This window comes from Calditrichia bacterium, from assembly GCA_020634975.1.
Classification (GTDB): Bacteria; Calditrichota; Calditrichia; order RBG-13-44-9; family J075; genus JACKAQ01.
In genome coordinates this window covers 2,595,382-2,621,608 of record JACKAQ010000001.1, presented here as the reverse complement: position 1 = coordinate 2,621,608, position 26,227 = coordinate 2,595,382, and the positions used below count along the sequence as shown (strand labels likewise).

Annotated in this window: 24 protein-coding genes; 12 read left to right on the top strand and 12 right to left on the bottom strand. The window is 50.0% G+C overall.

The features are described from left to right. Positions 1-53: 53 nt before the first annotated feature. The gene (locus H6629_10605; GenBank protein ID MCB9068244.1) at positions 54-380 is read right to left on the bottom strand and encodes a hypothetical protein; all 327 of its coding nucleotides are present in this window, start codon (positions 378-380) and stop codon (positions 54-56) included. Between the two features lie 192 nt (positions 381-572). Here H6629_10605 and H6629_10600 point away from each other — a divergent pair, with 192 nt between their 5' ends. Beyond that, positions 573-2,036: a sigma-54-dependent Fis family transcriptional regulator gene (locus tag H6629_10600; GenBank protein ID MCB9068243.1), complete on the top strand. Its 1,464-nt coding sequence runs from the start codon at positions 573-575 to the stop codon at positions 2,034-2,036. A gap of 175 nt (positions 2,037-2,211) precedes the next feature. Then, entirely contained in the window at positions 2,212-3,432 is a 1,221-nt protein-coding gene (locus tag H6629_10595) for a hypothetical protein (protein ID MCB9068242.1), read from the top strand. Positions 3,433-3,562: 130 nt separating this feature from the next. Here the strand turns inward: H6629_10595 and H6629_10590 are convergent, their stop codons facing one another. Beyond that, positions 3,563-3,724, bottom strand: a complete 162-nt coding sequence (locus H6629_10590; protein MCB9068241.1) for a hypothetical protein — start codon at positions 3,722-3,724, stop codon at positions 3,563-3,565. Positions 3,725-3,854: 130 nt separating this feature from the next. Here H6629_10590 and H6629_10585 point away from each other — a divergent pair, with 130 nt between their 5' ends. Further along, positions 3,855-5,216: an outer membrane protein transport protein gene (locus tag H6629_10585; protein ID MCB9068240.1), complete on the top strand. Its 1,362-nt coding sequence runs from the start codon at positions 3,855-3,857 to the stop codon at positions 5,214-5,216. Between the two features lie 136 nt (positions 5,217-5,352). Here the strand turns inward: H6629_10585 and H6629_10580 are convergent, their stop codons facing one another. The 8 genes from H6629_10580 to ccsA form a co-directional block, all read right to left on the bottom strand. Beyond that, positions 5,353-6,063, bottom strand: coding sequence for a hypothetical protein (locus H6629_10580; protein ID MCB9068239.1), 711 nt, complete (start codon positions 6,061-6,063; stop codon positions 5,353-5,355). Beyond that, a complete protein-coding gene (locus H6629_10575) occupies positions 6,060-6,788 on the bottom strand; it encodes a glycerophosphodiester phosphodiesterase (GenBank protein ID MCB9068238.1) in 729 nt (242 codons plus the stop codon). The genes H6629_10580 and H6629_10575 overlap by 4 nt, the downstream gene beginning before the upstream one ends. Before the next feature lie 63 nt (positions 6,789-6,851). Beyond that, positions 6,852-7,463, bottom strand: a complete 612-nt coding sequence (locus tag H6629_10570; GenBank protein ID MCB9068237.1) for a glucosaminidase domain-containing protein — start codon at positions 7,461-7,463, stop codon at positions 6,852-6,854. After that, positions 7,460-8,422 (bottom strand): M48 family metalloprotease, encoded by a 963-nt coding sequence (locus H6629_10565; GenBank protein ID MCB9068236.1) that lies wholly within the window; start codon positions 8,420-8,422, stop codon positions 7,460-7,462. The genes H6629_10570 and H6629_10565 overlap by 4 nt, the downstream gene beginning before the upstream one ends. A gap of 81 nt (positions 8,423-8,503) precedes the next feature. After that, positions 8,504-9,499: a hypothetical protein gene (locus H6629_10560; GenBank protein MCB9068235.1), complete on the bottom strand. Its 996-nt coding sequence runs from the start codon at positions 9,497-9,499 to the stop codon at positions 8,504-8,506. Between the two features lie 79 nt (positions 9,500-9,578). Next, on the bottom strand, positions 9,579-11,687 hold the full coding sequence (locus tag H6629_10555) for a hypothetical protein (GenBank protein ID MCB9068234.1): 2,109 nt from the start codon (positions 11,685-11,687) through the stop codon (positions 9,579-9,581). A gap of 107 nt (positions 11,688-11,794) precedes the next feature. Next, positions 11,795-13,747: a sigma 54-interacting transcriptional regulator gene (locus H6629_10550; GenBank protein MCB9068233.1), complete on the bottom strand. Its 1,953-nt coding sequence runs from the start codon at positions 13,745-13,747 to the stop codon at positions 11,795-11,797. Positions 13,748-13,796: 49 nt separating this feature from the next. After that, positions 13,797-14,582 carry a cytochrome c biogenesis protein CcsA gene (gene ccsA / locus H6629_10545; protein MCB9068232.1) on the bottom strand — a complete coding sequence of 262 codons (786 nt, stop codon included), beginning with the start codon at positions 14,580-14,582 and terminating at the stop codon, positions 13,797-13,799. A 323-nt stretch (positions 14,583-14,905) separates the two neighbouring features. Here ccsA and H6629_10540 point away from each other — a divergent pair, with 323 nt between their 5' ends. Both H6629_10540 and H6629_10535 read left to right on the top strand, forming a co-directional pair. After that, the gene (locus tag H6629_10540) at positions 14,906-16,360 is read left to right on the top strand and encodes a glycosyltransferase (protein ID MCB9068231.1); all 1,455 of its coding nucleotides are present in this window, start codon (positions 14,906-14,908) and stop codon (positions 16,358-16,360) included. Positions 16,361-16,412: 52 nt separating this feature from the next. Then, positions 16,413-17,867 (top strand): DUF2029 domain-containing protein, encoded by a 1,455-nt coding sequence (locus H6629_10535; GenBank protein ID MCB9068230.1) that lies wholly within the window; start codon positions 16,413-16,415, stop codon positions 17,865-17,867. A 75-nt stretch (positions 17,868-17,942) separates the two neighbouring features. Here H6629_10535 and H6629_10530 read toward each other — a convergent pair whose 3' ends face one another. Beyond that, positions 17,943-18,206, bottom strand: a complete 264-nt coding sequence (locus H6629_10530; protein MCB9068229.1) for a type II toxin-antitoxin system RelE/ParE family toxin — start codon at positions 18,204-18,206, stop codon at positions 17,943-17,945. Next, positions 18,206-18,409 (bottom strand): hypothetical protein, encoded by a 204-nt coding sequence (locus H6629_10525; protein MCB9068228.1) that lies wholly within the window; start codon positions 18,407-18,409, stop codon positions 18,206-18,208. Before H6629_10525 ends, H6629_10530 begins: the two co-directional genes overlap by 1 nt. A 76-nt stretch (positions 18,410-18,485) precedes the next feature. Here H6629_10525 and H6629_10520 point away from each other — a divergent pair, with 76 nt between their 5' ends. The 7 genes from H6629_10520 to H6629_10490 all read left to right on the top strand — a co-directional run bounded on the left by H6629_10520 (position 18,486) and on the right by H6629_10490 (position 26,096). Next, positions 18,486-19,217, top strand: a complete 732-nt coding sequence (locus tag H6629_10520) for a glycosyltransferase family 2 protein (protein MCB9068227.1) — start codon at positions 18,486-18,488, stop codon at positions 19,215-19,217. 96 nt (positions 19,218-19,313) lie between these two features. Continuing rightward, the gene (locus H6629_10515; protein MCB9068226.1) at positions 19,314-20,096 is read left to right on the top strand and encodes a DUF2064 domain-containing protein; all 783 of its coding nucleotides are present in this window, start codon (positions 19,314-19,316) and stop codon (positions 20,094-20,096) included. Positions 20,097-20,214: 118 nt separating this feature from the next. Next, positions 20,215-21,474: an FAD-dependent oxidoreductase gene (locus tag H6629_10510; GenBank protein ID MCB9068225.1), complete on the top strand. Its 1,260-nt coding sequence runs from the start codon at positions 20,215-20,217 to the stop codon at positions 21,472-21,474. Between the two features lie 94 nt (positions 21,475-21,568). Next, positions 21,569-22,480, top strand: a complete 912-nt coding sequence (locus tag H6629_10505; GenBank protein MCB9068224.1) for a radical SAM protein — start codon at positions 21,569-21,571, stop codon at positions 22,478-22,480. 189 nt (positions 22,481-22,669) lie between these two features. Further along, complete coding sequence (locus H6629_10500; GenBank protein MCB9068223.1) at positions 22,670-23,470, top strand: metallophosphoesterase family protein; 801 nt, start codon at positions 22,670-22,672, stop codon at positions 23,468-23,470. A gap of 78 nt (positions 23,471-23,548) precedes the next feature. Continuing rightward, on the top strand, positions 23,549-24,685 hold the full coding sequence (locus H6629_10495) for a hypothetical protein (GenBank protein ID MCB9068222.1): 1,137 nt from the start codon (positions 23,549-23,551) through the stop codon (positions 24,683-24,685). 10 nt (positions 24,686-24,695) lie between these two features. Then, complete coding sequence (locus tag H6629_10490) at positions 24,696-26,096, top strand: sodium:solute symporter (GenBank protein MCB9068221.1); 1,401 nt, start codon at positions 24,696-24,698, stop codon at positions 26,094-26,096. The last annotated feature ends 131 nt before the right edge of the window (positions 26,097-26,227 follow it).

The window sequence follows — 26,227 nt, the reverse complement described above, 5'->3', positions numbered from 1 at the left end:
GCCGATAATTATATGAAAATCAGCGATTTAAAGATCCGTTTTTTTATCATTTTTTACTGATTGAGCATCACCAAAAACACGACAAAAGCAATCGCCAGAGCGATAACGCCCAACATCATGCAGCCGGCACCGCTGTCATCGGCTTTGGCAGGGGCTTTCGATTTTTTCTTTTTCTCCGGTTTCAAACTCGGGTAATCGCCGCAAAATTGCCCCTCAAATTCCGCAAGCACAGATTTCATTTCGGTAATTTTGCTTTCCAGCGCCTCCGATTCAGCAACGTGCTCTTTGCTCAAATATTGGGAGCCACCGGTGTCCGTTTGCCCTTTCAAATAGGCCAGCCGTGTTTCATATTCGGCAATTCGTTCGTAAACTTTTTCCAACCGTTATCTCCTTTTTCCGGAAACCCAACAATCCGATGCCATATATAGCAACAATTTGCGCAATTTTCAAAAAAAACTTTTTGGGTGGTTCTTTAATGATCACTTTAAAATTGTTGTAAACGCACTTATATTGAAATGCGTCTAATTTAACAGACGTGATTGCCCGAACTCAACCGAATACGATAAAAGTGAATGAACGAATCTCAACGACCAAAAGTACTGGCAGTAGATGATGAACAGTCCAGCCTGAATGCTATTTTCCGCACGCTGCGGCGTGAATTTGACGTTGTGCTGTCGCTGAACGGTTATTCCGCGCTGGAAGTATTGCGCCGCGAACATGTGGACGTCATTTTAGCCGATCAACGAATGCCGGAAATGACCGGCGTTTCGCTGTTTCAGCAGGCGCTGGAAATCCAGCCGGACACAACGCGGGTGATGATTACGGGCTACACCGACATCGAAGCGATTGTGCAGGCAATCAACGATGGCAAAGTATTTTATTACATCAACAAACCGTGGGAACCGGAAGATTTGCGGCTGGTGATTCAGCGTGCGGTGGACCAAACCCGGCTGATCCGCGAAAACAACCGACTGATGCAGGAACTGGCAACCGCCAACCAGCGACTCAGCGCAGAAAACACGGTATTGCATCGCGAAGCGCGAAAACAATATACGTTTGAACACATCATCGGGCAAAGTCCGGCGATGCAGCAAGTGTTCCGGATGCTGGAAAAAGTGATCCCAACGGACACCACAGTGCTGCTGCTCGGCGAAACCGGCACCGGAAAAGAGCTGATCGCCAAGGCGATTCATTTTAACGGACCGCGAAAAGATAAAATGTTTGTTGCCCAAAACTGCGGCGCAATGCCGGATTCGCTGCTGGAAAGCGAGCTGTTCGGGCATGTGAAAGGCGCTTTCACCGGCGCAACCGGCGACAAAAAAGGGCTGTTCGAGATCGCCGATGGCGGCACGATTTTTCTCGACGAAATTGCCGACACATCGCCGGCGATGCAACAACGGCTGTTGCGGGCACTGCAGGAAGGCGAAATTCATCCGGTCGGCTCCGAAAAAACCATTAATGTGGATGTTCGGGTGGTTTCCGCCGCCAATCGCGATCTGCTGGCAGCCATCGAAACCGGCGAATTTCGCAAAGATTTGTATTACCGGCTGAACGTTTTTCCGGTGCGGATTCCGCCGCTGCGGGAACGGCGCGAGGATATTCCCCTGCTGGCGCGCTATTTTCTGGAAAAATTTGCAATCAAGCTGGGTAAATCTGGGTTGCAATTTTCCAACGAAGCCATCGCGCGGTTGATGAGCGGCGATTATCCCGGCAACGTTCGGCAGCTGGAAAATCTGGTGGAGCGCGCAGTAACGCTCGCAGACGCATCCGGCATTATCTCGCCGGATCTGCTGGCTTCGCAAATCGATATGTTTGAAGGAAACGGTGCGCAACCGGCTGTTTCGCCGGGAAATGATCAATCGCTGAAAGATATTGTTGAACAGATGGAAGCGTTTTACATCCGCGAAGCAATGGAATCGCACAGCGGAAATATTACCAAAGTTGCCCAGCAACTCGGGTTGAGCCGGCTGGGATTGCACAAAAAGCTGCAACGCTATCAAATCGATTCGACAATATATAAACAAAGTAAACAGTAAACCGTAAACTTTGTTATCAATCCGGCAACGGGATGTAACGTAAAACGAATTAAATATTTTTGATAATTCCTTTAAAATCAACGATTTGAGATTTTATGGACATTTTAGCTTCAAAACATGGTATAATAGTTGAACAAGATATAAGTGAAGTGATTATAGAAAGGGAAGGTGCACTATGAAAAACTTGAAACAATGGCTGAACGTTGCCGCATTAGGAACGATGCTGGCAATTTTCTCAAGCTGTTATACCCAGCTTGGCAGTCCTGCCAGCCAGTCACCGGAGCGGGAGCGTTACGAAGATTATGGCGATCGCTACGAATCGGAAGAGCCGGCTGACAGCGATTATTACGCCGAAAACGAAGGCTATGCGAACGAAGACAGCGACGGAACAGTGTATTACGACGATGATGAAGAATATGCTGAATCCGGCGCATATTACATTTATGACGAAACTGCTGACATTTATTACGATCCGCGATTGTTCAATCCGAATCCGGATGTCCGCATTTACATCGGTTTTGACGATCCGTTCTGGCGCTATCATCCGCGATACACCTACTATCCGCGCTACTATCGCTACACCACATATTATGGCTGGGACCCGTTCTGGTATGATCCGTGGGATTGGCGATACACTGTCTGGACTTGCCCGCCGTACTATTATCATCCGGGTTGGGCATGGCATCATCCGGTGTATTGGGATCCGTGGTGGTATGGTGATTACGGATATCGCGGAACCTATCACGACCCGATTCCCTATCGCAAACGTGATTGGGACACCCGTCGTCCGGGCACAACCCGCACCGGAAATGATGGCTACACTTCAAGAACTGATCGCAATGGTGAATACGGTGGCGGCACTGTCAGCGACCGCGGTTCCGTCCAACGTCCGCCGGTGGTTTACAACCCCGATCGCGGCAGCCGGGAAAATAGCGCAACCCGCCGCGAAGTCAACCGCAAAAATCCGCGCGAAGGCTTGAACAGCAACGATCGCAATTCATCCACACGGCGTGAAACAGTACGGCGCAGCAGCAGCTCAAGGGATCGCAACACAGAAGCAACCCGAAGCCGCAGCAGCCGCAGCAGCGACCGGTCGTATCGGAACAGCACATCCAAACGCTCCGGCGACAGCGGCGTGCGTTCATCCGGTAACCGGAAATCATCGGACAAAAACGCCCGTAGCAGCCGCAGCACACGCAGCAGCAACAACGATCGTTCCGTACGCAGTTCATCCTCACGGAGCAGCAAAAGCAGTAGCAGCAGTTCTGTTCGCAGCGGTTCGTCATCCAAAAGTAGCGGCAGCTCTGCCAGAAGCTCGTCTTCCCGGTCATCATCGGGCAGCAGCAAAAGCAGCTCGTCGTCATCAAGCAAACGCAGTTCCAAACGGAACGATTAACGCAATACATGAACACAGCCGCCTGAGCAACGGAATTTCGAGTGCCAACGATTACAGCAACTTTTTCGCACAGAGGTGAAATCATGACATTGCATGCGTTCCGGAATATTCTATGCTCATTGGCAATTGTTCAACCAACTTTGGCACCTTCTACTTCAGCGGAGCTGTTCGCATCAACAGCGGATAGCTCCGTGTTAATTTTGGGCGGAATTGCAAACCACGCCCGGCACCTATCTCCTGCGTCCGTTCCCGGCGCAGCATTTCCCAAACCACTTATTTTACAACTTTCCATCCGGCAACCGAAGCCGGCTGGCGGGCAATTATTAAACTTTCAACAATATTATAATTGATGCATCCAATGACTTTTGAGACCGTAATATTAACAGATATTTTAGCGTCATTGAGGAAGGAGTAAACACAAGATGAAACGCATAAGTGTGATTTTTTGGATACTGATTATTTTTGGAGCCACTGGTTTTGCCCAAAACGCGTTCGATGCCGTGAGAATTGTGCAGGACGAAAACGGGTTTGGCGCACGCGCGCTGTCAATGGGTGGCGCATACGCCGGTGTTGCGGATGATTACACCGCCATTTACTGGAATCCTGCCGGTCTGGCGGACTTGAACAAATCCCAGTTTTACGGCGAAGTATCGCATTTACAATACAATAATAGCGCTACGTTTAAAGATAACCTCACCGACGAAAGCCAGAACTACACCCGGCTTCGTTCGCTCGGTTACGCTTTTCCCTTGCCCACCACCCGTGGCAGTTTTGTGATGGCGCTCGGTTACAACCGCGTCAAAGATTTTGATCAGCAGCTCATTTTTTCCGGTTTCAACCGGGAAAGCAACGGGCAAGTTTTTACGGTAGATAACGTCGATTATGATTTTGACCGCGACGTATTCCAGACCGAACGCATCAGCGACGAAGGCGGGCTGAACCAGTGGAGCTTGGCTGCCGGAATGGCGCTTTCCCCGAATTTTACCGCGGGAATTACCCTGAACGCATGGACCGGCGAAAGCGATTATTCACTCAGTTTCTTGCAGGAAGATACAGAAGGTAATTACGACACATTTCCGGCGGATTTCGACAGCTATTTGCTGGAACGCAACCTGAACACCGATTACTCGGCGGTGGGAATGAAAATCGGCGGGATGTTCCATTTGAATCAGGGTGTGAAAATCGGTGGCGCGGTCAATTTTCCGGTGACGTTTACTGTTGAAGAAGTGTTCACCGAAAACGATAACCTCGCTTTTGACGACGGTTTCGAAGATCCAGTTGAGTTCGATCCCGGACAATTTGAATATGACGTAAAAACGCCCTTTGTTTTTGATGCAGGCGCATCGGTTTCGCAGCGCATGTTCACGCTGGCGGGCAGTTTTCGCTATCGCGACTGGTCGCAAACCCGATTCAAATTTGACGATGAATCGCTCGGCAGCTCAGGAATTTCCGATCTCCAAAGCGAAAACAACTACATTCGCGAAAATTTCCGCGCTACGATGGAATATCGTTTGGGCGGTGAATTTTATCTCCGCAACATGAATGCGTATCTGCGCGGCGGCTACGCGCTGGTGCCTTCTCCGCTAAAAGATGTTTCCAACGATTACGATAAAAAATATATCAGCGGCGGTATCGGCTTTGTGCTGGATCGCTTTGTGATGCTGGATGTTACCTATCAACACGGCAGTTGGAAACAAGAATCCGAGGACGCCCTGACCCCGGGAATTACCGAAGAAGATATCTCGACAAACAAAGTTTTGGTCGGGCTTAAATACAGGTTTTAACTGATTTTAGATGTTGACAGCCACACCTCATCACAAAACCCCGCAAATCGGAAACGGTCTGCGGGGTTTTTATTTGCTATTGAATCCGGACCCTGAGCGAAGCCGAAGGGTCGTTTCTGAAAAAAAATAACCGCGATTACCAGCGGGGAACAACTGTTTCCGGCCAACCAAACGCGGCAAATATTTTCCGGAATTCCTGCGGCAACGGCGCAGAAATTTGCAATATTTTGGCGCTGACCGGATGCGTAATTTCCAGATTCATCGCCAACAGCAACAATTGGCGACTGTCCAAATTTTCCCGGAAAATGCGGTTTTGGCGACCATCGCCAAATTGCACATCGCCGATAATCGGGTGGGAGATGCCCGCAAGATGGCGGCGAATCTGGTTTTTTCGCCCGGTTTGCGGCAGCACTTCTGCCAGTGAAAACCTCGAAGTGGGAAATTTGCCGGTGGGCACCGGAAGCTCGCCAGTCGCCAGCCGGCGATAAACGGTGATCGCTTCAGCCGGCGGCAAATGCGGTTCCTCCCGCAGCGGCCGGTCGATGCGCTGCTCACCTTCCGGCAAATAACCGCGCACAATCGCCAGATAACGTTTTTTCACTTCCCGCCCGGCAAATTGCGCGGAAATTGCGGTCGCCACATCGCTGTTCAACGCGAACAACAACACGCCGGAAGTGGCACGATCCAACCGGTGAATCGTGAAAACCCATTGCCCCAATTGATCGCGCAACATGCGCATGCAGCTATCTTCATTTGGCGAAAAAGCGGTGGGATGAACGTGAATACCCGGCGGTTTATCAACTGCGACCAGCCATTCATCGCGATACAAAATCGGCAGGGAAATCATTTCGCCGGTTCCAGCGGTTTGGTGCGGAAATATTCGTCGGTGATGATGCCGTTGAACTCAAACCGTTCGATGCGCTGCAGCACAACCGGATCGTTGACCGTCCAGATGTAAATTTCTTTTTTCAACCGGTGGGCGCGTTCGATTAGCCGTGGCGTGGCATTTTTGAAATGCGGATGCCATGCATCGCTTTCCAGAAACGGATCGATCATTTGATACACCCGCACCGGATCCTGAAATAAATAACCGGTTCGAATGTTCGGTTTATATTCTTTTAAACGATGTAATAACAATGGGTTAAAGGAGGAAATCCAGATCTGGTCGTATATTTTCATCCGCTCCACCAATTCCACCAATCGCCGGGCAAATCGCGCCGGTTGAACACCCCAAAATTTGGCATCCAGATTGATCGGCACAGTGTTGCGAAAATGCTCCAAAAATTGTTCGAGCGTGCAAACCGTATCCGGAAACGCGTAATCGCGGACAAACGGCAGCTGCTGCAGCTCGTTCAGCGGTGTCATCGCGACGGATTGCCAGCGCCGGAAATGGCGCCGCAAAACGGGGTCGTGCATCAGCACCAACTCGCCATCGCGACACATCCGCACATCCACTTCCAGGCCGGTTGCGCCCTGTTTCAGCGCAAGTTCGTTGGCTTTAATGGTATTTTCCGGCGCCAGAACCTTGTCACCCCGGTGGGAAATCAGCAGATACGGTTTTTGTCCAATCATGCCAAAATATAGGCAACATGGGAAATGATTACGAATGAATTTTTCCGGGAAATTGCGACCGGATTAGCCGCCGAAACTGTGCAGCTCGCGGATCAGCGATTGCAATTTTTGCCCATAGCGTTTATCCGCCGCCCAATTTCCGGAGAGGTGAAAAATGGTCGGGCAACATCCCCGCCGGACCATCGAAAAGCGGGAATCGACCAGCGGTTGTTTCAGTGATTGATCGGATGCGTATGCTTTGAGATGCTGGATGTGGGCGCGAACGCCAACGCGGGCGCTGGCAAATCGCTCGCCGGAAACACCACCGCCGATTGCGCCGAGTCCGGCAAAATTGTATTGCTTTTCGTAAACGCTGCCGCCGTAGCGCAGAAATCCGGTTTCGAGGCACATTTGCACAAACGCAACATCGTGATTGATGCCCTCCGCCGCCGCTTCGTCGATATACAATTCCGCCATTTCCAACACGCGATCCGGCGACAGCGCCTGATTTTTGTCGTAGATAAACAGCGCCATCATTTCGCCGGTGCTGCGCCCGTTTCCGGAAATCCGGTAGCGCGGATCGTTCAGTTCCGATGCGCCAATATGGGATCCCGCACAGCCGGAAATGAGTAATGCGAACAGCACGAAAACGGCTATTTTTATTGAGTTTAGCGAAAGAATTATAATCGTTCTCAATACCAAAATCCCATCATGTGCCAGCGTGGATTGCGCTGTACGGAAGAAAATACGCCGGAAATATCATCGTTCGAAATGGTCTGATACGGCGGTTGTGAATAGCCGAAATCGTCTTTCAGCGCCAACAATCGTTTGACGCGCTCCGCCGTTGGCGGATGAGTGCGCAGCAGCGACGGCTCCGGCGAGCGCTGCCCCGGAAACACAATGCGCTGCCATAAATTGCCCTGATAATATTCCAGTTTGCGGAGCGCGGAAGCCAGCCCTGCGGGATCGCCGGTGAGCTGTGCTGCACCCAAATCGGCATCGAATTCGCGGGTTCGCGACAGCGCCATTTGCAGCAAATTGCTGAGCGTCGGCGCAAAAATCAGCAAAATAATCGCGATCCACGAAATGGCAACCTCGCCCATCAACAGCAGCGGCAGGTTGATAAACAGCAGCAATTGCCCGAACAGCGAGAATGTGCCGGTCATCCGCCCAACCAGATCGGCAATGCCCATCACCCGCATATCGTTGTTGCGGATGTGGCTCATTTCGTGCGCCAGCACGCCGGAAAGCTCGGCCAAATCCATCTTTCGCAACAAACCGTCGGTTACGGCAATCACCGCCTGATTGCGGGTGCCGGCTGCAAACGCGTTCATCACCGGACTGGGAATATAAAATAATTTTGGCATAAATTTCAGGTTTGCGCGGCGGGCAAGCTCCTGCACGATGCGATACAACTGCGGTGCCTCGTTTGGCGAAAGCGCCCGCGCACGATACATTCGCAACAGCAGTTGCGGCGAAATCCGCGGCCCGAAAAAGAACAGGAAAACGCCTGCTGCCAGCGCCATTACAACGCCGGTTGTTCCGCTCAACAAAAATCCCAGCAGCGCGAGCAAGCCCATCATGCTGCCGAGCAACAAAACGGTGTGCAGCAAATTGCTGCGCGAGTGATCGATGACGATATCTTCACGTATCATGGTTTCTCTCATTTTTTGATCGCTTTTTTATACGCAATTGGGGCGGATTGGATCAAAAAATTGCTGATTTTTGGCGGGAATTTAGCCGGTCGCTTTTTCCGGCAGTTGGCGGGCTTCGGTGGATGGCAGCACAGCCTGGTAATAATATAGCGCAATTTCACTGCCAAAAAACAGGCAGCGCACGGCAACCCGGCTGACCATATAAATTTGCCCCAGCAAAAACGCGAACAGCACAGTAAACCAGGATGCCTGCCACGCGCCCGGCGCAACCAGCCAGTAAATAAGCAGCAACACCAGCCAGGTTAAACCGAGCATCAAAAACAACGTAAAAATGTTGATGGGATGTTTCACCATAAAATAAACGGCGTAGAGCGGAACGCGCCAAATATCTTTTTTGCGCACATCGTGCGCCACAACCAGAATTTTGGCGTAATCGAAAACATGATTGATCAGCAAAATCAGCAGCCAGATGACGCTGTATTTGATCACGGTATCGCGGAAAACCAGCGGTTCCAAAATCGTATCGCGGTGGCGATTTGCGACAAAATCGTTCAACACCGGCAGCAACGCGCCCAAAATCAGCCAGTACAGCAGCACGGCGATGCCGGTGAGCATCAGAAATCGCATAAAATGGCGACCCGCTTCGGCAAAAAAATGCTGCCCGAAAATGCCATCGAATGAGCCGTTATAAAACATTCCGATAAAACCGGCGGACAGATAAATCCACAGCGCGCCGTAAATTAGCGCGATGCCCAGCGTGCCCTGCAATCGGCCAAAATTGCCGGTGACGATTGCGTCCAACCCCTCAAAAATCGCGCCGATGCCCGTTACCGCCGGATGGAATGTTTTGCTGATGCCCTGCGCTTCACCGGAAAATCCCTGAAACCACAGATCGTCGAATCCGTTTCGCAGCCGTTCGGCGGCCAAGCTATTGCCCAGCGAATCCTGAATATCTGCACTGAGCACCAACCCCAACGCCATTGCGATCGCCAGATTCAATAAATAAACAATCAAAATATAGCGGCGCGCCTGCGAAATGCGCCGCAAACCCAGTTTGTATGCTTTGAAAGCTAACAAAATATTCTTCTTACCTTCGTTTGTGAACGTAAGAAGAATAAGACAATTTTATGATTTTAACAATAGGGTGATGGCGATTTCAGGGATTTTCATCATCGATGCGGGCGGTAATACGCATTTCGCCGAGCATGCCGACAAAATCGCTGGCGCGCAGTGTGACCAATCCATCCGTATCCGCAAAACTGAACACAAAACCGTAGCGCAGCGGCGGTGCCTGAAACAGCTGAATTTTTTGTTGGCTGAGTTGCAGCGCAACATCCACCTGGCTTGCCGCGGTTGTAAAACCGGTTTGCGGATCAATCGTTCCGGCGGGAATTTCAAATTCTTTGATGATGGTCAGGCTGCTGTCAAAATCTGCGTCATAAATATTGATATCAGCATCGTCTGCGGAAATAACGAATTTCATGTTGACCGCGACCGGCGTGCGATTGGTCGCTACAAATTCGAGCCGGGCATCCAGCAAATCTTCCTCTGCGAGATCGCTGATTTCCTGATCGATATTTTCGCTGGTCAGCGAATCGACATCGCTTTCGTAGGTATCCAGCCCGGAAATTTCTAATCGCAACGGCGTTTCGAAGGCATAATTGGCCCAAATCCGGCTGTCGGTTGCCACCGCGATATCGCCGGAAGCGCGGATTTCACCGGAAAAACGAAAATCAGTGGGCAACAGGTTGAGCATATCCAGCACTTCCGGATATTGCGCACTGGTTAGGGTAATGTTCGTGATACCGGGATTTCCCCGTTCGCCACCGGCAATTTGTTCATCGGTAATATCGATAATCACCGAATCGACCGGCACGCCCGCGTCATTTTTGTGAATACCGACGATTCGCAAATCCGCCAGCAAATTTTCCACAAACATCTCGCTGAACACCTGAATATCCAGCACAGCTTGTTGGGCTGTTACGCCGCCGTCAAAGCCTTGATAATCAACGATATCCGCTTCCACTTGCGGCTCAATTTCGAACACTTCCTCGTTAATTCTGCCATCCAGCGATTCGAAAACCAGCGATTCGTTGATCAGTTCCACCGTCACGGAATCGCTGCTGCGAACCGTTACAAAATCGCCGGAGGCGCGGGTTTGCGCGTAAAAATAGATTTCGAGACTGTCGATCAGCTCACCGGGATTTTCCGGGTTGATCACATTGTAGCCATCCAGCACCAGTTCGTGAACGGTGGTATTTTGCGCGGGCACCAAAAATGTGGTGGTGTACGGTTGGTTTTGGGCATCGCGAAAGGCGGGCATGGTAATTTGCAAATCGGCGGAAAGCTGCACGGTGTTGGCGATGCGCAATTGCACCCGACCACGCCGCACTTCGGCTTCGCGAACGCGGGTTTCGTCATCGTATGCGATGCGCAAACTGTCGCGATATTCCTGCGGATCGATAATCGCAACAACCTCGGAAGATTGCACATTTTCCAGCGTCACTTCTACCTGCAATCCAAAATTGTCCAGCAAATCATTGGTAATTTGGATGGGTGCGGATTGCGAAACGGGTAATTCGTAAACCAGTCGCAGCGGCGCATACAGCCAGCGATCGCTGACTTCTACTTCGCGAATCACCTCCGCGCCCGGCGCCAGCGGCTGGTCGAATAAAAATTCCGCAAACGGATCATTTGGCAGCGAATCGCTGACCACCGAGAGCAGCAATCCGGCGGAGCTGCCGTTGGGTCCCACCGTCACCGGCAAATTATTGGTGACTTTCATCCGGACAACGCCGTTTAGAAAAAATGCACGTTTGAATTTTTCGGCGGGAATTTGCTGAAATCCGGGAACCGTGGTATCCGGCAGAACAACCGTTTGCCCGACACGTTGCCCCAACGCCGGGATCAGCCTGCGAAGGGTGATTTCCGGCGCAACAAGCGCATCCAGTTGGTCAATTTCCAGCGTATCGATGGCGGAAGTCCGGTTGTAATTATCCGGCTGAATGCTGAAGTCTTCTTCGGTGATTGTGTTCAATTTCAGGCTGTCGCGGAAGGAAAACCAGAGCACCTGCGAGGTGCTGTCTTTGATGATAATTTCATCTTCATCCGTCCATTCTTCGCCGAGAACATAATTTTCCACAACAAATGGCACCCGGAAAGTGGTTTCCCACGCGGGTAAAACGGGTTCTTTAAATGTGCATCCGCTGAGCCAGTAACCGACCAGCGCCAAACAACTTATCATCGCTGATAATGATTTGCGCATGTTTCCACCATGTTAAAATTTCTGTTGCTACTCCCTTAGCAAAGCCGGAATATACCGGATTGCGGGTGAGCCGATACCACAAATATCACACAAAATTGCGGCAAAAATCAGATATCTTCGTCACTATCTATCATATTGTATTCTTTCAACTTGCGCCACAAAGTTGTTCGCCCGATGCCCAGCCGTTTGCTGGCAATTTCCTGATTCCAGTCCGTCGCTTCCATCGTTTCCAGAATGTGGCGGCGCTCCACTTCTTTCAGCGTGAGATGATCGTCTTCGGCAATGTGCCCGTTTTGCGGTTGGGCGCTGTTGAGTACATGCGGCGGCAGATCGTGCGGCAATACCCTGCTGCCAACTGCCAGCGCAACGGCGCGTTCCACGGCGTTTTCCAATTCGCGAACGTTTCCCGGCCAGCTGTATTTGCGCAGCATTTCCACAGTTTCGAGCGCAAAACCGATCACATCCTTGCGCAGTTTTTTGGAGAATTTATCCATAAAATGGCGTGCCAGCAGCGTCACATCATCCGCGCGTTGGCGCAATGGCGGCAATGTCATTTGGATCACATTCAACCGGTAAAACAGGTCGCTGCGGAAATCGCCGGTTTCGACCATTTTCGCCAAATCTTTGTTGGTTGCCGCCAATACCCGCACATCCACCCGGACGGTTTCGTTGCTGCCCACCCGTTTAATTTCGCCATCTTGCAGTGCGCGGAGCAATTTGACCTGCAATTGCGGCGGCAGTTCGCCAATTTCATCCAAAAAGAGCGTGCTTTTGTGAGCCGCTTCGAACATTCCCTCTTTGGCGTTTGCCGCACCGGTGAACGCGCCTTTTGTGTGTCCGAACAGTTCGCTTTCCAGCAGATTATCCGGAATGGCGCCGCAGTTGATCACAAAAAACGGGCGTTCGGCGCGGTTGCTAAGCGTGTGAATGGCTTTGGCAACCAACTCTTTTCCGGTACCGCTTTCGCCATCGATAAGTACGGTGATATCCGTTTGGGCAATCCGCGAAATCATTTCGAACACCCGTTGCATCTGCGGCGATGCACCGATAATTCCCGCAAAACTGTATCGCTCCGAGCTGCCGTGCCAGCGATAAAACGCATCGATTTCCTGTTCGATCAATTTGGAAACGGTGGCTGCGGCACCTTTTCGCTCGCTGATGTTGTGGCGAACCACTTTCTGGATATCGTCCGGTGTGTAAACGTATAAATCGCTGATTTTATTGATTTTGCTCAAATTTCGGATATCGTTCGAAAAATCAAAAACCAGCAGCGGCGATTTCGATCGACCGCTTAATCGTTCTTTGATGAGCGCTTCGGAAAGGTGATGGGTTGCGGATGGAAATGCCAGCAGCAAATCTGCATTTTCCGGTAATTTTTTCAAAAATGAGGATGGCTCCGAACCCGCGCCAACCGGCAAAACGCTGTGCCCCGGTAATTCGCCGACACCGCCCAAAAACGTAATCTGGCGATAGCCCTGGCGATACAATTCATCAACGATGTGCATTTGCGGCACACTGTTGCCAATCACCACCAATCGCGAACGCGATTGCGACCCGAGAATTTTCTGGGCAAGTTCATCGATGACCGCAGCCGGTTCCACCGCAAAACGAAAGAAGGTGGTTTCCTGGCGCACTTTTTCGTGCAGCCAAATACCGCGTTGAAACAACCAGTTGAGCACGCTGCCCACCGCGCCCATTTCCTGCATCCGGCTGTATTCGCGCTGCAACATTTCCATTAGCCGAACGCCGTTAACGGTGCCGCAGGCGCCAACAGCAATTTCCAGAAATCGCCCGATCGCCTCGCGGCTGGTTTGCACGATACCCGGATCTCCATCATTTTCCGGCAGCAGTTTTCGTTCCCGCAACGCGATCCGCAGTTTGTGCTCATCCGGCACGGCATCGGAAACCAGAAACACTTCGCAGCCTTCGGCGTGGCGGAGCATCAGCCATTCTTCCGCTGCCATGATGTCCTGCAATTCCCGCAAGGTGCGCTGGGTAATTACCGGAACCTGTTGCGGCTCGGTTTCCGTGAATAAATATTTGTATGACGAAACGGGCATTTAACGTATCAATTCAACCGTTTTAAATTTTTGTTTTCATTCAATTTAATTACGCAAAATAATGTATTTTTGTAAACAGCATCGAAATAATCAGATACGAGAACATCAGCCAGCCAAAGCCTGCCAATGCAATATTTGCGGCGCGTTGTCCGCTAAAATTAAAGGCACGCCTGCCGATAGCGTGCACACAATAAATCACCCAGGTTAAAGCGGCGCTGAACAATTTCGGTTCACCAAAAACAGAATTACCCCACACTTTGGATGCAAAATAGATGCCTAATCCCATCCCGATTGTTGCAAAAACCAGACCGATATCGATTGCCGAATTGCTGATTTTTTCGAAAAACGGCAGTGAGGGCAATCGCGAATAAAACACGCCCAACTGATGCTGGCGAATTTCCCGGATCAACAATTGATGCAACAAACTGGCGATAAAAGATAGCAAAAATGCACCGTATCCCAACAACATCGCGATAACGTGCGCGCCAAATTTCACATCTTTCAGAATGGGGGCAATTGCTTCGTCGCCGCGAAAAGTGAGGTTGCCGATGGCCAGTAAAATCAGGAATATCGGCAACAAAAGCACGCCCATCGAAAATTCCTGCAACCACGATTCCAGCACCCAATACGTTGCAGCAGTCAGAAAAACAAACGTTCCGAACGTTTCGCTGACAGTAGCGATCGGCATTCGTCTGAAAATCACCGTAAAATAAATGATGAACGCCAGATGTGCCAACAAAGTGCCGCTGAACATTTGCCGTCCCAAACGGTATGTTTCGCGCTGCCTGCTTTTGAATGCCCGGCGATAAATCACTGCCGTTGCGGCATATAACAAAAATATTATCCAGGAAAATGACAAAAATAGCATTTGTCTGCGTTACCTGTTCCTTTCAACCACACGCCCATCCGTTAGAATATACAAAAAAGTAGCCACTTTTCTAACTTTCATAATGTAAATTTTTTCCCAAATAGCTATAATTCGGTGATATTTTTGTGAAGTTACATCCCTAATTTACGCAAATCCCAAATGTCCGTTTAATGTCCGTTTTGGGTTAAGAATTGAAACCATTTGCATATTTAGTGTTGGTTCTCTAATTTTTTTGTTTTGTAGCTCAAAATCGATATCGACAAACAGTCCTGAATTTGCTGAGGAAAACAGTGAACGATATTTTACTACTTTGGCTTTACCTGATCTCATTATTTGCTTTGGGCATATTTGGTATTCACAAATTTTTTCTGCTGCACACCTTTCGCAAATACAAAAAGCAACCGCTGGCAGAACCGCCAACCCCGGAAAACTGGCCGTTGGTAACCGTTCAACTCCCTGTTTTTAATGAACGTTATGTGATGAAACGTTTGCTAAAATCCGTTGCCCGTTTGGATTATCCGGCGGATAAATTGCACATTCAGGTGTTGGACGATTCCACAGACGATACGGTAAAAATTACTGCGCGATTTGTGAAATTTCTCAAAAAACGCGGATTGAACATCGACCACGTTCGCCGGCCAAACCGCGTCGGATTCAAAGCCGGTGCGCTGGCTTACGGCGTTTCCCAAACGCCGGCGGAGTTTCTGGCGATATTTGATGCAGATTTTGTGCCGAACCCCGATTTTCTCAAAAAAACCATTCCCCACATTATTCAACCGGGCATCGGAATGGTGCAAACCCGTTGGGGACACATCAACCGGAATTACTCGCTGCTCACCAAATTGCAGGCTATTTTTCTGGATGCCCATTTTATTATTGAACATCTGGCGCGCAACCGTTCCGGTCGATTTTTCAATTTTAACGGCACCGCCGGTGTCTGGCGCAAACAGGCGATTCTCGATGCCGGCGGCTGGCAGCACGACACGCTAACTGAAGACCTGGATTTAAGTTATCGCGCACAGCTTGCCGGTTGGCGATTCATTTATTTACCGGATGTAGTTAGCCCCGCCGAGTTACCCGCAGAGATGAACGGCTACAAAAATCAGCAACATCGCTGGGCAAAAGGGGCGGTGCAAACGGCGCTCAAACTGGTGCCGCGCATCTGGAAATCGGATTTTCCGCTGCACGTTCGGCTGGAGGGAATTGTGCACCTCTCCAACAATTTCGCCTATTTACTGATGGCAATTCCGGCGGTGCTGCTCGTACCGATCGTGAAAATCCAAATGAACATGGGCGACGTTCCGTGGAAGCTTGTTTTTGTTTACTTTACGGTGTTTTTTACAGCAACATTTTCGGTGCTGAATTATTATTCGGTAGCCATTCGGGAGTCGCTCGGGCGCAAATGGCCGGAAATTCTTTACCTTCCGTTGATGATGGCGCTGGGCATCGGGCTTTCGCTGAATAACGGACGCGCCGCGCTGGAAGCGCTGATCGGTCACCAAAGCGAATTCAAACGCACGCCCAAATACAAGCTGGAAGGCAAAAAAGATTCGTGGCGGAAAAAGCTCTATAAACCGGGACGCAGCTATCAGCATGTTCTGGAAATTCTTATCGCCAGCTATTTTGGCTATGGCATGTTTTATTTTGTATCGCACGAAATCTATTATTCGATGCCGTTTTTCCTGCTGTTTTTGGTGGGATTCTCGTATATCGGATTGTCATCGCTGGCAGGACAACGGCGATAAGCTTTTTATAATCAATATATTATGATATAATTTTTCGCAGCGAAATCAATTCATGCGCCTTTTCAAATATATTTTTTCACCGCACCCGAAAGTAACCGATTTTTCCATTACCGTACATGACGGGCGAACGCGTTTGCCATATCGCTGGGTGTTGGGCTGCGGGTTTATTGCGCTGTTTTTAGCAATTATTGCGCTGGAATCCGGGCAATTTGCGAATACAATCCCACTGCTGAAACAGCCGGTTTTGCGATTTACCGGTTTGCTCGTACTCGCGGGGCTGGCATTTTTTTATCTCAGCGAACTGATCCAGTTTGTGCGATCCGGTAAACGGGTGATGTTGGTTACGCTGTTGCTCGGTGCGCTGCTGCGCATTGCGATGCTGTTCAGCACACCCATTTTGGAAGTCGATTTTAATCGATATTTGTGGGATGGTGCGGTTGTCGTCAACGGAATGAATCCTTACGCATATTCGCCGCAAGCGGTTTTGTCCGGCGAAAACGTGCCACAGGAATTAACGGATTTGGCGCAGCAACCCGGCTCAACCATCGGAAAAATCAATCACGCCTATTTGCGGACCATTTATCCGCCGCTCACCCAACTTTTTTTTGCGGCTGTCTATTTTATCCAACCGTGGCGCATTTTGGCGTGGCAATTCCTGCTGTTTTGTGCAGATTTTGCAACGCTGCTACTCATTTTTGCGCTGCTGCGACAACTGGATCTATCGCCGTTGTGGGCAGCTATTTTTTGGCTGAATCCCCTTTACATTAAAGAAATCGCCAATTCCGCCCATATGGATGCACTGATTTTCCCGTTTTTGCTGGCGGCGCTGCTGTTCCAAATTCGTAAAAAATGGTTTTGGGCGATGGTATTTCTGGCACTTTCCGCAGGAGTGAAAATCTGGACGATCATTTTGCTGCCGCTGTTTTTGCGGGAAATCGGCTGGCATTGGCGAAAGCAATTTGTCGCAATCTGCGTTTTTGGGGTGGTTTGCGCCGCGCTGCTCTCACCGATGCTGCTCACCGGTCTCGACCAACAGGCAGGCATCGCCGCGTACGCCAATCGCTGGGAGCTGAACGATTCCGCATTCCAGATTATTTTTTGGCTTACCGAACCGGTGGTGGAGTGGTTCGGCTATCATCCCGGGCATGCGCAACAAATGTCGCGATATGCAACTGTCGCGCTGCTGCTCATCTGGCTGGCAATCGTTTTTTTCAAACCATCGAAAACGCCGCTGCAATTTATCGATCATTGTTTGCTGGTTGTCGCCGCGCTGTTTTTGCTCAGCCCGACCCAATTTCCGTGGTATTCACTGTGGCTGGTGCCGTTACTGGTTTTTTCACCGCGCAAGCCGTTGCTGCTTCTCACGGTGCTCCTGCCGCTCTATTATTTGTGGTATCATTTTGAGCCGCGCAATCAGTTGGCAATTTTCGAAAACGGAATTATCTGGCTGGAATTTGTGCCGGTGTGGCTGTGGCTGGTTTGGGAGTGGCGCTTTTCGGAGGGGTGATTCGGATGGCGGATGAATAAAATTCACGTCATCAGACATAATTTTAGCGGACATAAATCTCTAAAAAAAATAGATTTACGGGAAATATTTATAGATTTCTTTTCGATGGAGAACCCGTTCAAACGTCAATTCATCTTCATTGATTTGTAAACCAACACGGTATTCGCCAAAGCGAATTTTGAAATAATCGGGATAACCACTCATTTTCTCTATTTTCCGGTGCTCAGCTATCGAGGGGATTTGATGAATTTCTTCAAATACAAATTGTTCGATGCGGGTGCGGTATTTTTCGGGGATTTTGGACAAATCTTTCAAAAATTTTTTGCGATAAAAAATCATCACTTCGATTTTTCCAGTGTGGCATAATAGGCTTTGGCGTCGGCTACTTCCAGCTTTTCATCCGGTTCAGTATCAACCATCAGGTGATAAAGTGCGTAGTTTTCCATGATTTCTTCAATTTTTTCAAATGTCCGAATATCCAGTTGGACAGCGACTTTTTTGTTATTTTCATCAACAATATATTTTTTACTCAAGACGTCCATTTCGATTCCCCGTTTTTTTAGAAAGTAAATTGAGAAACAGGAATTTACAATGAATTTTTCAGCCGAATAAAAAATCATGCGAAACAACATCAACATATCCGTCATTATTCCGGCGATTAACGAAGAAGCGACCATCGGAAAGGTAATTGCGGAAATCCCGAAATTTGTGGACGAAGTGCTGGTGGTGGACAACGGTTCCACCGACCAAACCGTGGCGATTGCCGAGGCGCAGGGCGCGCGCGTGCTTTTTGAGCCGGAGCGCGGATACGGCGCCGCCTGCCTTACCGGCATTGCCGCGCTCAATCCGCAATGCGATATCGTGGTGTTTCTCGATGGCGATTACAGCGATTTTCCCGAAGAATTGGTGAATCTCGTCGACCCGATCATCGAAAACCACGCGGAAATGGTCATCGGTTCGCGGGTGGAAAATGCGCTGCCCGGCGCGCTCACACCGCAGGCGATGTTCGGCAACTGGCTCTCCTGCCGGCTGATCCGCTGGTTTTGGGGCGTGAATTACACCGATCTCGGTCCGTTCCGCGCCATCCGGCGTGACGCGCTGGCAAAGCTGAACATGCGCGACCGCAACTACGGCTGGACGGTCGAAATGCAAATCAAAGCGGCGCAGCGCGGCGTTCGCGAACTGGAAATTCCGGTAAAATATCGCAAACGCGGCGGCGGAAAATCGAAAGTTTCCGGCAATATTCGCGGGATTTTTGGCGCAGGTATCAAAATTTTGTCAGTGATTTTTTTATCGGCAATTGAGTGGTATTTTGGCAACGGGAAATCTGAATCGCAGGCTGCTCCGTAAATTTGTTAACGATTTGTGAACTTTACGGGATACCGTGGTGATCGCTTTTCGGTAAAATATCTCTGTCTGTAAATGTAAAAAAAGGTATTGGGCATTTTGGCAATTCGTAATACATACAGCAAATCGCCGCGACGGGCGCTGATTGTTTTCACCAGCGATCCGGCGAAAGAAGCGCGCCGCAAACAGCTCGATCAATCCGTTGAAAAATCGCGGTTGATTTACCGGGCATTTTTGCGCCATTTGCTGAATATTGCCCGTGCTGCCCAATCGCAGATGCCATTTGAGTTGGTGTTTGTTTCGGATGCTGGTGATCAGAAAAATATCCATCGCGCAGCGGAAGTTTTTCCGGAGTTGCCGCCGGTTCACTTTATCCACCATCGCGGGAATTCGTTCGGCGAGAAGATACAGCATGCGCTAAACGAAACATTTTCAATTGGTTACGATCAGGTTGCGATTATCGGAAACGATTGTCTCGATCTGACGCCGGAAATTCTCACCCACACATTTACCGAATTGGAAACGCAGGAAACCGTGCTCGGTCCCGCCAAAGATGGTGGTTTTTACCTGCTCGGTTTGCGCCGGTTTGATGCCCTTTTGTTCAAAAATGTGCAGTGGTGCGGCGCACAGGTTTCCGACCAGATTTCGGCAAATATCGGGCAATTGCACCGCTCGCTGGCAATCCTGCCAACGCTGAAAGACATCGACAGCTACCGCGATTTATTCAACTGGCTTTGCCAGACGCAAACCGCCAATCGCTGGCTGATCCGTTATTTACGGCACCTCCTGTTGCAAACGGGATTTCGCCAAATGTTCATCCCGCCAGTTATTCGCCACCGGCAATTCAGTCGGTGGAAGTGGCAACTGCCGCCACCTGCATGACATTGCACATCGCTATATAAATCAAAAATAAACAATTATTTGCAGATGATATTTCTCGCTGCCGTTTTTAACGGATACGGGCGAATTGCATCCATCTGCGCACAACAGGAGCATTTTTATGTCGAAGCGAATTGTGGTTATCGGTGCAGGACCGATCGGTTTGGAAACTGCGTTGTATGCCAAACATCTGGGTTTTGAGGTCACCGTCCTCGAAAAAAATGAAGTTGCGGCAAACGTGGCGGAATGGGGATTTGTGCGTCTGTTTTCGCCGTTCTCGATGAACCACACGCCGTTAGCGAAACGGCTGCTCGCCGAAAAAGGTGTCTCTCTGCCAAAAGATGATGCCTATTTGACCGGTGATGAGTTTATCGAAAAATATTTGCATCCTTTGGCGGATTTGCTCGCGGATCATATCGTTGAAAATTGTGAAGTAACGGACATCAGCCGCAAACACACGCTGAAAGACGATCACATCGGCACGGGCGAACGCAGCAATTATCCCTTTCGCATTGTTGCAAACGCACACGAAAGCGATCCGGAAATCACCGAATACGGCGATGTAGATTTGAACGAATTCTTTTTCGAGCAGCAATTTGAAGCGGATATCGTCATCGACACTTCGGGCACGTACGGCAATCCCAACTGGCTCGGCGATGGCGGCATTCCGGCGCTCGGCGAACGTGCGCTGCGCGACGAAATCGATTATCATTTGATCGAATTTGATGATGTTAACGCGGCCGATTTTATCGGTAAAACCACATTGCTGGTCGGCAGCGGACAGAGCGCAGCAACCACCGTTCAGCAGTTCGAACCGCTGCTGAAACAATCGCCGAAAACCCGGCTGGTTTGGCTGACGCGCGACAATGCGGAATCACCGATTCGGGAGATCGCAGACGATCCGCTGCCGGGACGATTGCAGGTCGCCAAAGATGCCAATCGCCTGGCGAAACATCCGCAGGTGCACTGGCAAAAAAGCGCTGCTGTGGTGATGATCGAACCGGATGACGACGGTTACATCATCGTTGTGAACACACCAGACGGCGACGAACAATTGCGCGTAGACAACATTATTGCGAATGTTGGCTACAGCCCGGACAATTCCATTTATCGCGAATTGCAGGTGCACGAATGTTACGCCTCTCGCGCACCGATGAAGCTTTCTGCGGCGTTGCTGGCGGAATCTTCGGATGCGGATTGCCTCACCCAAACCGGCAAAGGCGCGGATGTGCTGGTCAATCCCGAACCAAATTTTTTCATCATCGGGATGAAAAGTTACGGGCGAAATTCCAACTTTCTGATGCGCGTCGGACATGAGCAAATTCGCGATATTTTCACGCTCATCACCGGCGACGCCACGCTGGATTTGTATAAAAAATAAGACATTGCCACAGAGGCACGGAGCAACACAGAGATTTTCTTTTAAAATATCTCTGTGCACCTCTGAGCCTCTGTGGCAAATAAAAAGGAAAAAAATGGCAACGATTACCCAAACGGAAATTAAGCACCCGGATTTACACCTCGATGCGCTGGACAACCTCTGGTTTCAGGTCAGCGGCACGCTATGCAATATTGCCTGCAATCATTGCTTCATCAGTTGCAGCCCGACCAATCACAGTTACGAAATCATGTCGCTGGAACAGGTGAAACGCTATCTCGATGAGTCCGTTGAAATGGGCGTGAAAGAATATTATTTCACCGGCGGCGAGCCATTCATCAACAAAGAGCTGCCGGAAATTCTGGAACTGACCCTCACTTACGGTCCCGCGACCGTGCTTTCCAACGGCATGCTCATCACCGAAAAACGCGCGAAACGATTGCAGAAAATCGAAGCTAACAGCATGTATTCACTGGAATTGCGAGTCAGCATCGATGGTTACACAGAAGAAATGAACGACGCGATTCGCGGCGAAGGTGTGTTCAAAAAAGCGATGGCCGGCGTAAAGCTGCTTTACGATCACGGATTTCTGCCCATCATCACCGTTACCAAAACCTGGGACGATCGCGAGGACGAAACAGTGATGCAGGGCTTTCTCGCAACGTTGAAAGCGCACGGTTATCTGCGACCGCGCATCAAAATTTTGCCATCGCTGAAAATCGGTGCGGAAGCCGAACGCACCCACGGCTACGGCGAATACGAGCGCGTCACCGAAGAAATGCTGGACGGCTACGATTGCAGCCAGCTCATTTGCAGCAACAGCCGCGTTGCGACAAATCGCGGCGTTGTGGTTTGCCCGATTTTGCTGGAATCACCCACCGCATACATGGGCGACACGCTCAAAGTGGCGAGCAAAAGCTACAAACTGAAAGATTCGGCATGTTACACTTGCTATCTCTACGGCGCCATCTGTTCAAATTTCAGCACTTCCGGCAAAACTGAAGTGTAACAATAATTCAGCCACGGAGACACGGGGGATCGCAGAGATGAATTTAAATAAAATAACCCGGCAGATTTTTGGATGTGCAATTGAGGTGCACTGTCACACCATTGCTTAAAAACGGGATTAAACGCATGATTTTACAGGAATTTTTGCAATAAAAAAACTTGGCGTTCTTTGCGCCATCGCGGCAAAAAAATGAGCAATAAAATGAACAATTACAAAAAGATAGCCCTGATCGGTGGGGTGTACAGCAATTATCTGGCGCTGCAGGAATCGCTGGCGGATGCCAAAAAACGCGAGGTGGATGCTATTTTCTGCCTCGGTGATTTGGGCGCGTTTGGCCCGCACCCGAACCGCACCTGCGAAATACTGCGCGAAAACGACATTCAGGTGGTGCAGGGCAATTACGATAACTCCATCGGCAACGATTTGCAGGATTGCCAATGCGGCTACACCGATCCGCGCGACAATTATTTTGCGAAACTCAGTTACGATTACACCTTCGAAAATACGGCTGCGGAACACAAACGCTGGATGAAAAATCTGCCGCCGGAAATCCGTTTCACGATGGGCAAATACAACGTGCTGCTCTGTCACGGTTCGCCGCGAAAAATGAATGAATTTTTGTGGGAATCCACCACGCCAACCCATTTTCTGGAAAAACTCTGCCGAGATTACAGCGCGGACATCATCTGCGCGACACACACGGGCATTCACTGGCAGCGACCATTGCCCGGCGATAAATATTTTGCCAACGTCGGCGTGATCGGACGCCCCGAAAACAACGGAAAAACGCAGGTCGGCTACACCATTCTGGAAGTCAGCGACACGCCGGAATTCACCCACATTCCCATCGAATACGACTTCCGGCAACTGGCTGCAGAAATGCGCGCCGAAAAATTACCGGAGGAATTTGTGGAAACCGTGCTCACCGGATGGTGGACAACCTGTCTGGAAATTTTGCCTGCCAAAGAACGCATTCGCGGCAAGTTTTGAGAAAATTTTTTTGCCGCAGATGGTAGAGGCAATTCATGAATTGCCTCTACTTAACATTTAATTATTAAAGGAAACCCGATGCATTCGTTTCAAAAAAAATTGTGGCATCTGTTGCTGCTCACGCTGATTTCGCTGCCGGTTTTTGCGCAACAACTGGCATACAAACCCGGCGGCGGCGTTGCGCTGTTTTCCGATGAAGACATGTGGAAATTGCGCCTGCTCGGCTACATCCAGAGTAACCAAACGCTGCACACCGCAACCGAAAACGACGCAATCAGCAACGAGTTTTTTGTGCGCCGCGCCCGGCTGGATTTTATTTTCGATTACAAAAATCGCTACCAGATATTCTTCGAGCTGGACGCACGCGGCAGCCGAACGGAGATGGTTCTGGCGCAGTTCGACATCAAATATGCGGGCAACCACACCATTCGCGTAGGGAAATTTATCACCCCGTTTTCGCCGGAAAACAATCGTTCATCGCGAAGCCTGACCACCGTCGAGCGATACAGCGGGCTGAACAGCGTCTTCCTGCTGCCGGGACTGGACACCCAATATGGCGTGATGCTGTTCGCCAAATCCGGGAAATGGGAGTACTACTTGAGCGCCACCAACGGCAACGGAAAGGCATCGCAAAACGTTCGGGAAGACAATAATTTCAAGGATTTACAGGCGCGATTGGTGCATCATTTGAGCAGTAAATTGCACATCGGCGCGAGCGCGAATTACGATGACGAATCGCCGCAGGTGATCAGCCTCGTCGATCACACATTCACACCGTTCAACAGTGCGGCGGTCGGCGGCAAACGGCTCGGATTTCTGGCAGATGTCGAATTCAACAACCACCCCTTTCTGCTACGGAGCGAGGTTTTTCGCTATCAATTTGACGACGAATTATCTCCGACGCAGCAGATCGAATCATTCATCGGCGGATATGCGGAAGGCGGTTATTTTCTGAACGGCAACACAACCGACGGATTTCAGCTGATCGGGCGAGTGGAAACTGCGCAATACGCGAACCTGCACGAAAGTCTTTCCGGTCCGGAAAAGCTGACCTCGCTGCTGCTCGGCAATAATTTTTACAAAGATGGCATCATGCGGCTGCAGGTAAACCTGATTTACGAAATGGCCGATGCGGTCACGCCGTTCAGCGAATCGCGGTTCAGCGGAAAAGACAACGCGTTCGAAATCTTGACGATGCTGCAACTCAAATTTTAAGGAAAACAAAATGGCTGATATTTTAATCTGGCAATGGATTCTGGTGATCGGTTCGTCCGTCATTTTATACCTCATTTCGCCACTGGCGAAAAATAAATCGAATTTTTTTTCCGGGCTCTCCGCGAAAGACGCGCAGCCGGGATTCTGGATGCTCACATCCAGTTTGGTAATCAGTTGGCTGTTCGCCAAATCCATCACCAACGCTGCGAATTTGGGGCTGAGCTTTGGCATCGTTGGCGGGCTGGCGTATGCTATGTATTATTTTTCATTTCTGGTTGCCGGCGTGATCATTTATCAAATGCGCAAAAACGGCGGTTTCAAAAGCCTGCACCATTTTTTGCAGAGCAAATTCGGGCGCGGCGCGATGGCGTTGTTTTCGCTGGTGATCAGCATCCGGCTGCTCAACGAAGTGTGGTCGAACGCAGCGGTGATCGGCACTTATTTTGGCGAAACCGGCTCCGGGCAATACATCGCGGCGGTGCTGGTGTTCACCGGACTCACGCTGGCGTATTCGCTGAAAGGCGGATTGCGCAGCTCGCTGATCACGGATATGATTCAAATGGCGTTATTCGGTGTGTTGCTGTTTGTAATCTTGAGTGTCATCTTGCCCGCAAAAGGCGATGTTTCGTCGTTTGTCACTTCCGGCGAATGGACGATGGCAACCGGACTCAACCTCTTTTTTGTGGCGATGATTCAGGTGTTCAGCTATCCGTTTCACGATCCGGTGCTGACCGATCGCGGTTTTATTTCCGACGAAAAAACCACGCTGAAAAGCTTTATCGCCGCAACGGTCATCGGATTTTTGTGCATCACGCTGTTTAGTTTTGTGGGGATTTACGGCAAATTTATCGGCGTTTCCGGTCAGGCGGCGGTTGAGGTGTCCAAAACGCTGGGCGTCGGGATGATGCTGGTGATGAATTTTATCATGATTACCTCTGCGGCATCCACGCTGGATTCCACATTTTCGTCCGTTTCCAAAATGGCAGTTGTGGATTGGGTGCAAGACAGGTTGAATGTCGATTTTTCGGTGAGCCGCGGTCGCTGGGTGATGGCAATTACAGCTATCGGCGGGCTGATTCCGCTGCTTTTTGCCCCGGAAATTATTTCCGCAACCACCGTTAGCGGCACGATGGTGCTCGGACTTGCGCCAATTTTCATTTTCTGGAAAATGCCGGCGCCAAAAATTTCCTACCACCTTTCGATCTGGACGGGAATTTTTGCCGGCGTTGCGCTGGCGCTCGGCTGGGTGCCGGAATCGCTGTTTTTCACAACCGGCAAATATGCGGATCTGCTGGCAGTAAATATTTATGGTACGCTGATCAGTTTTGCGGGTTATCTCATTCCCGCTTTTGTTTTTCAAAGCACATCCGAAAAAGCGGTTTTCGCAAAATCTTCACAAGAATCGCTGTAACATTTTTCGCGATCAATTTTTCATCAAACCCTGTCGATTTCCGGCAGGGTTTTCTGTTTTACAGCAATACTTCACGGCAATTTTCATAAAAATTAACGGTTCCGGATAACGTGATTTTTGTGGGTTACTGT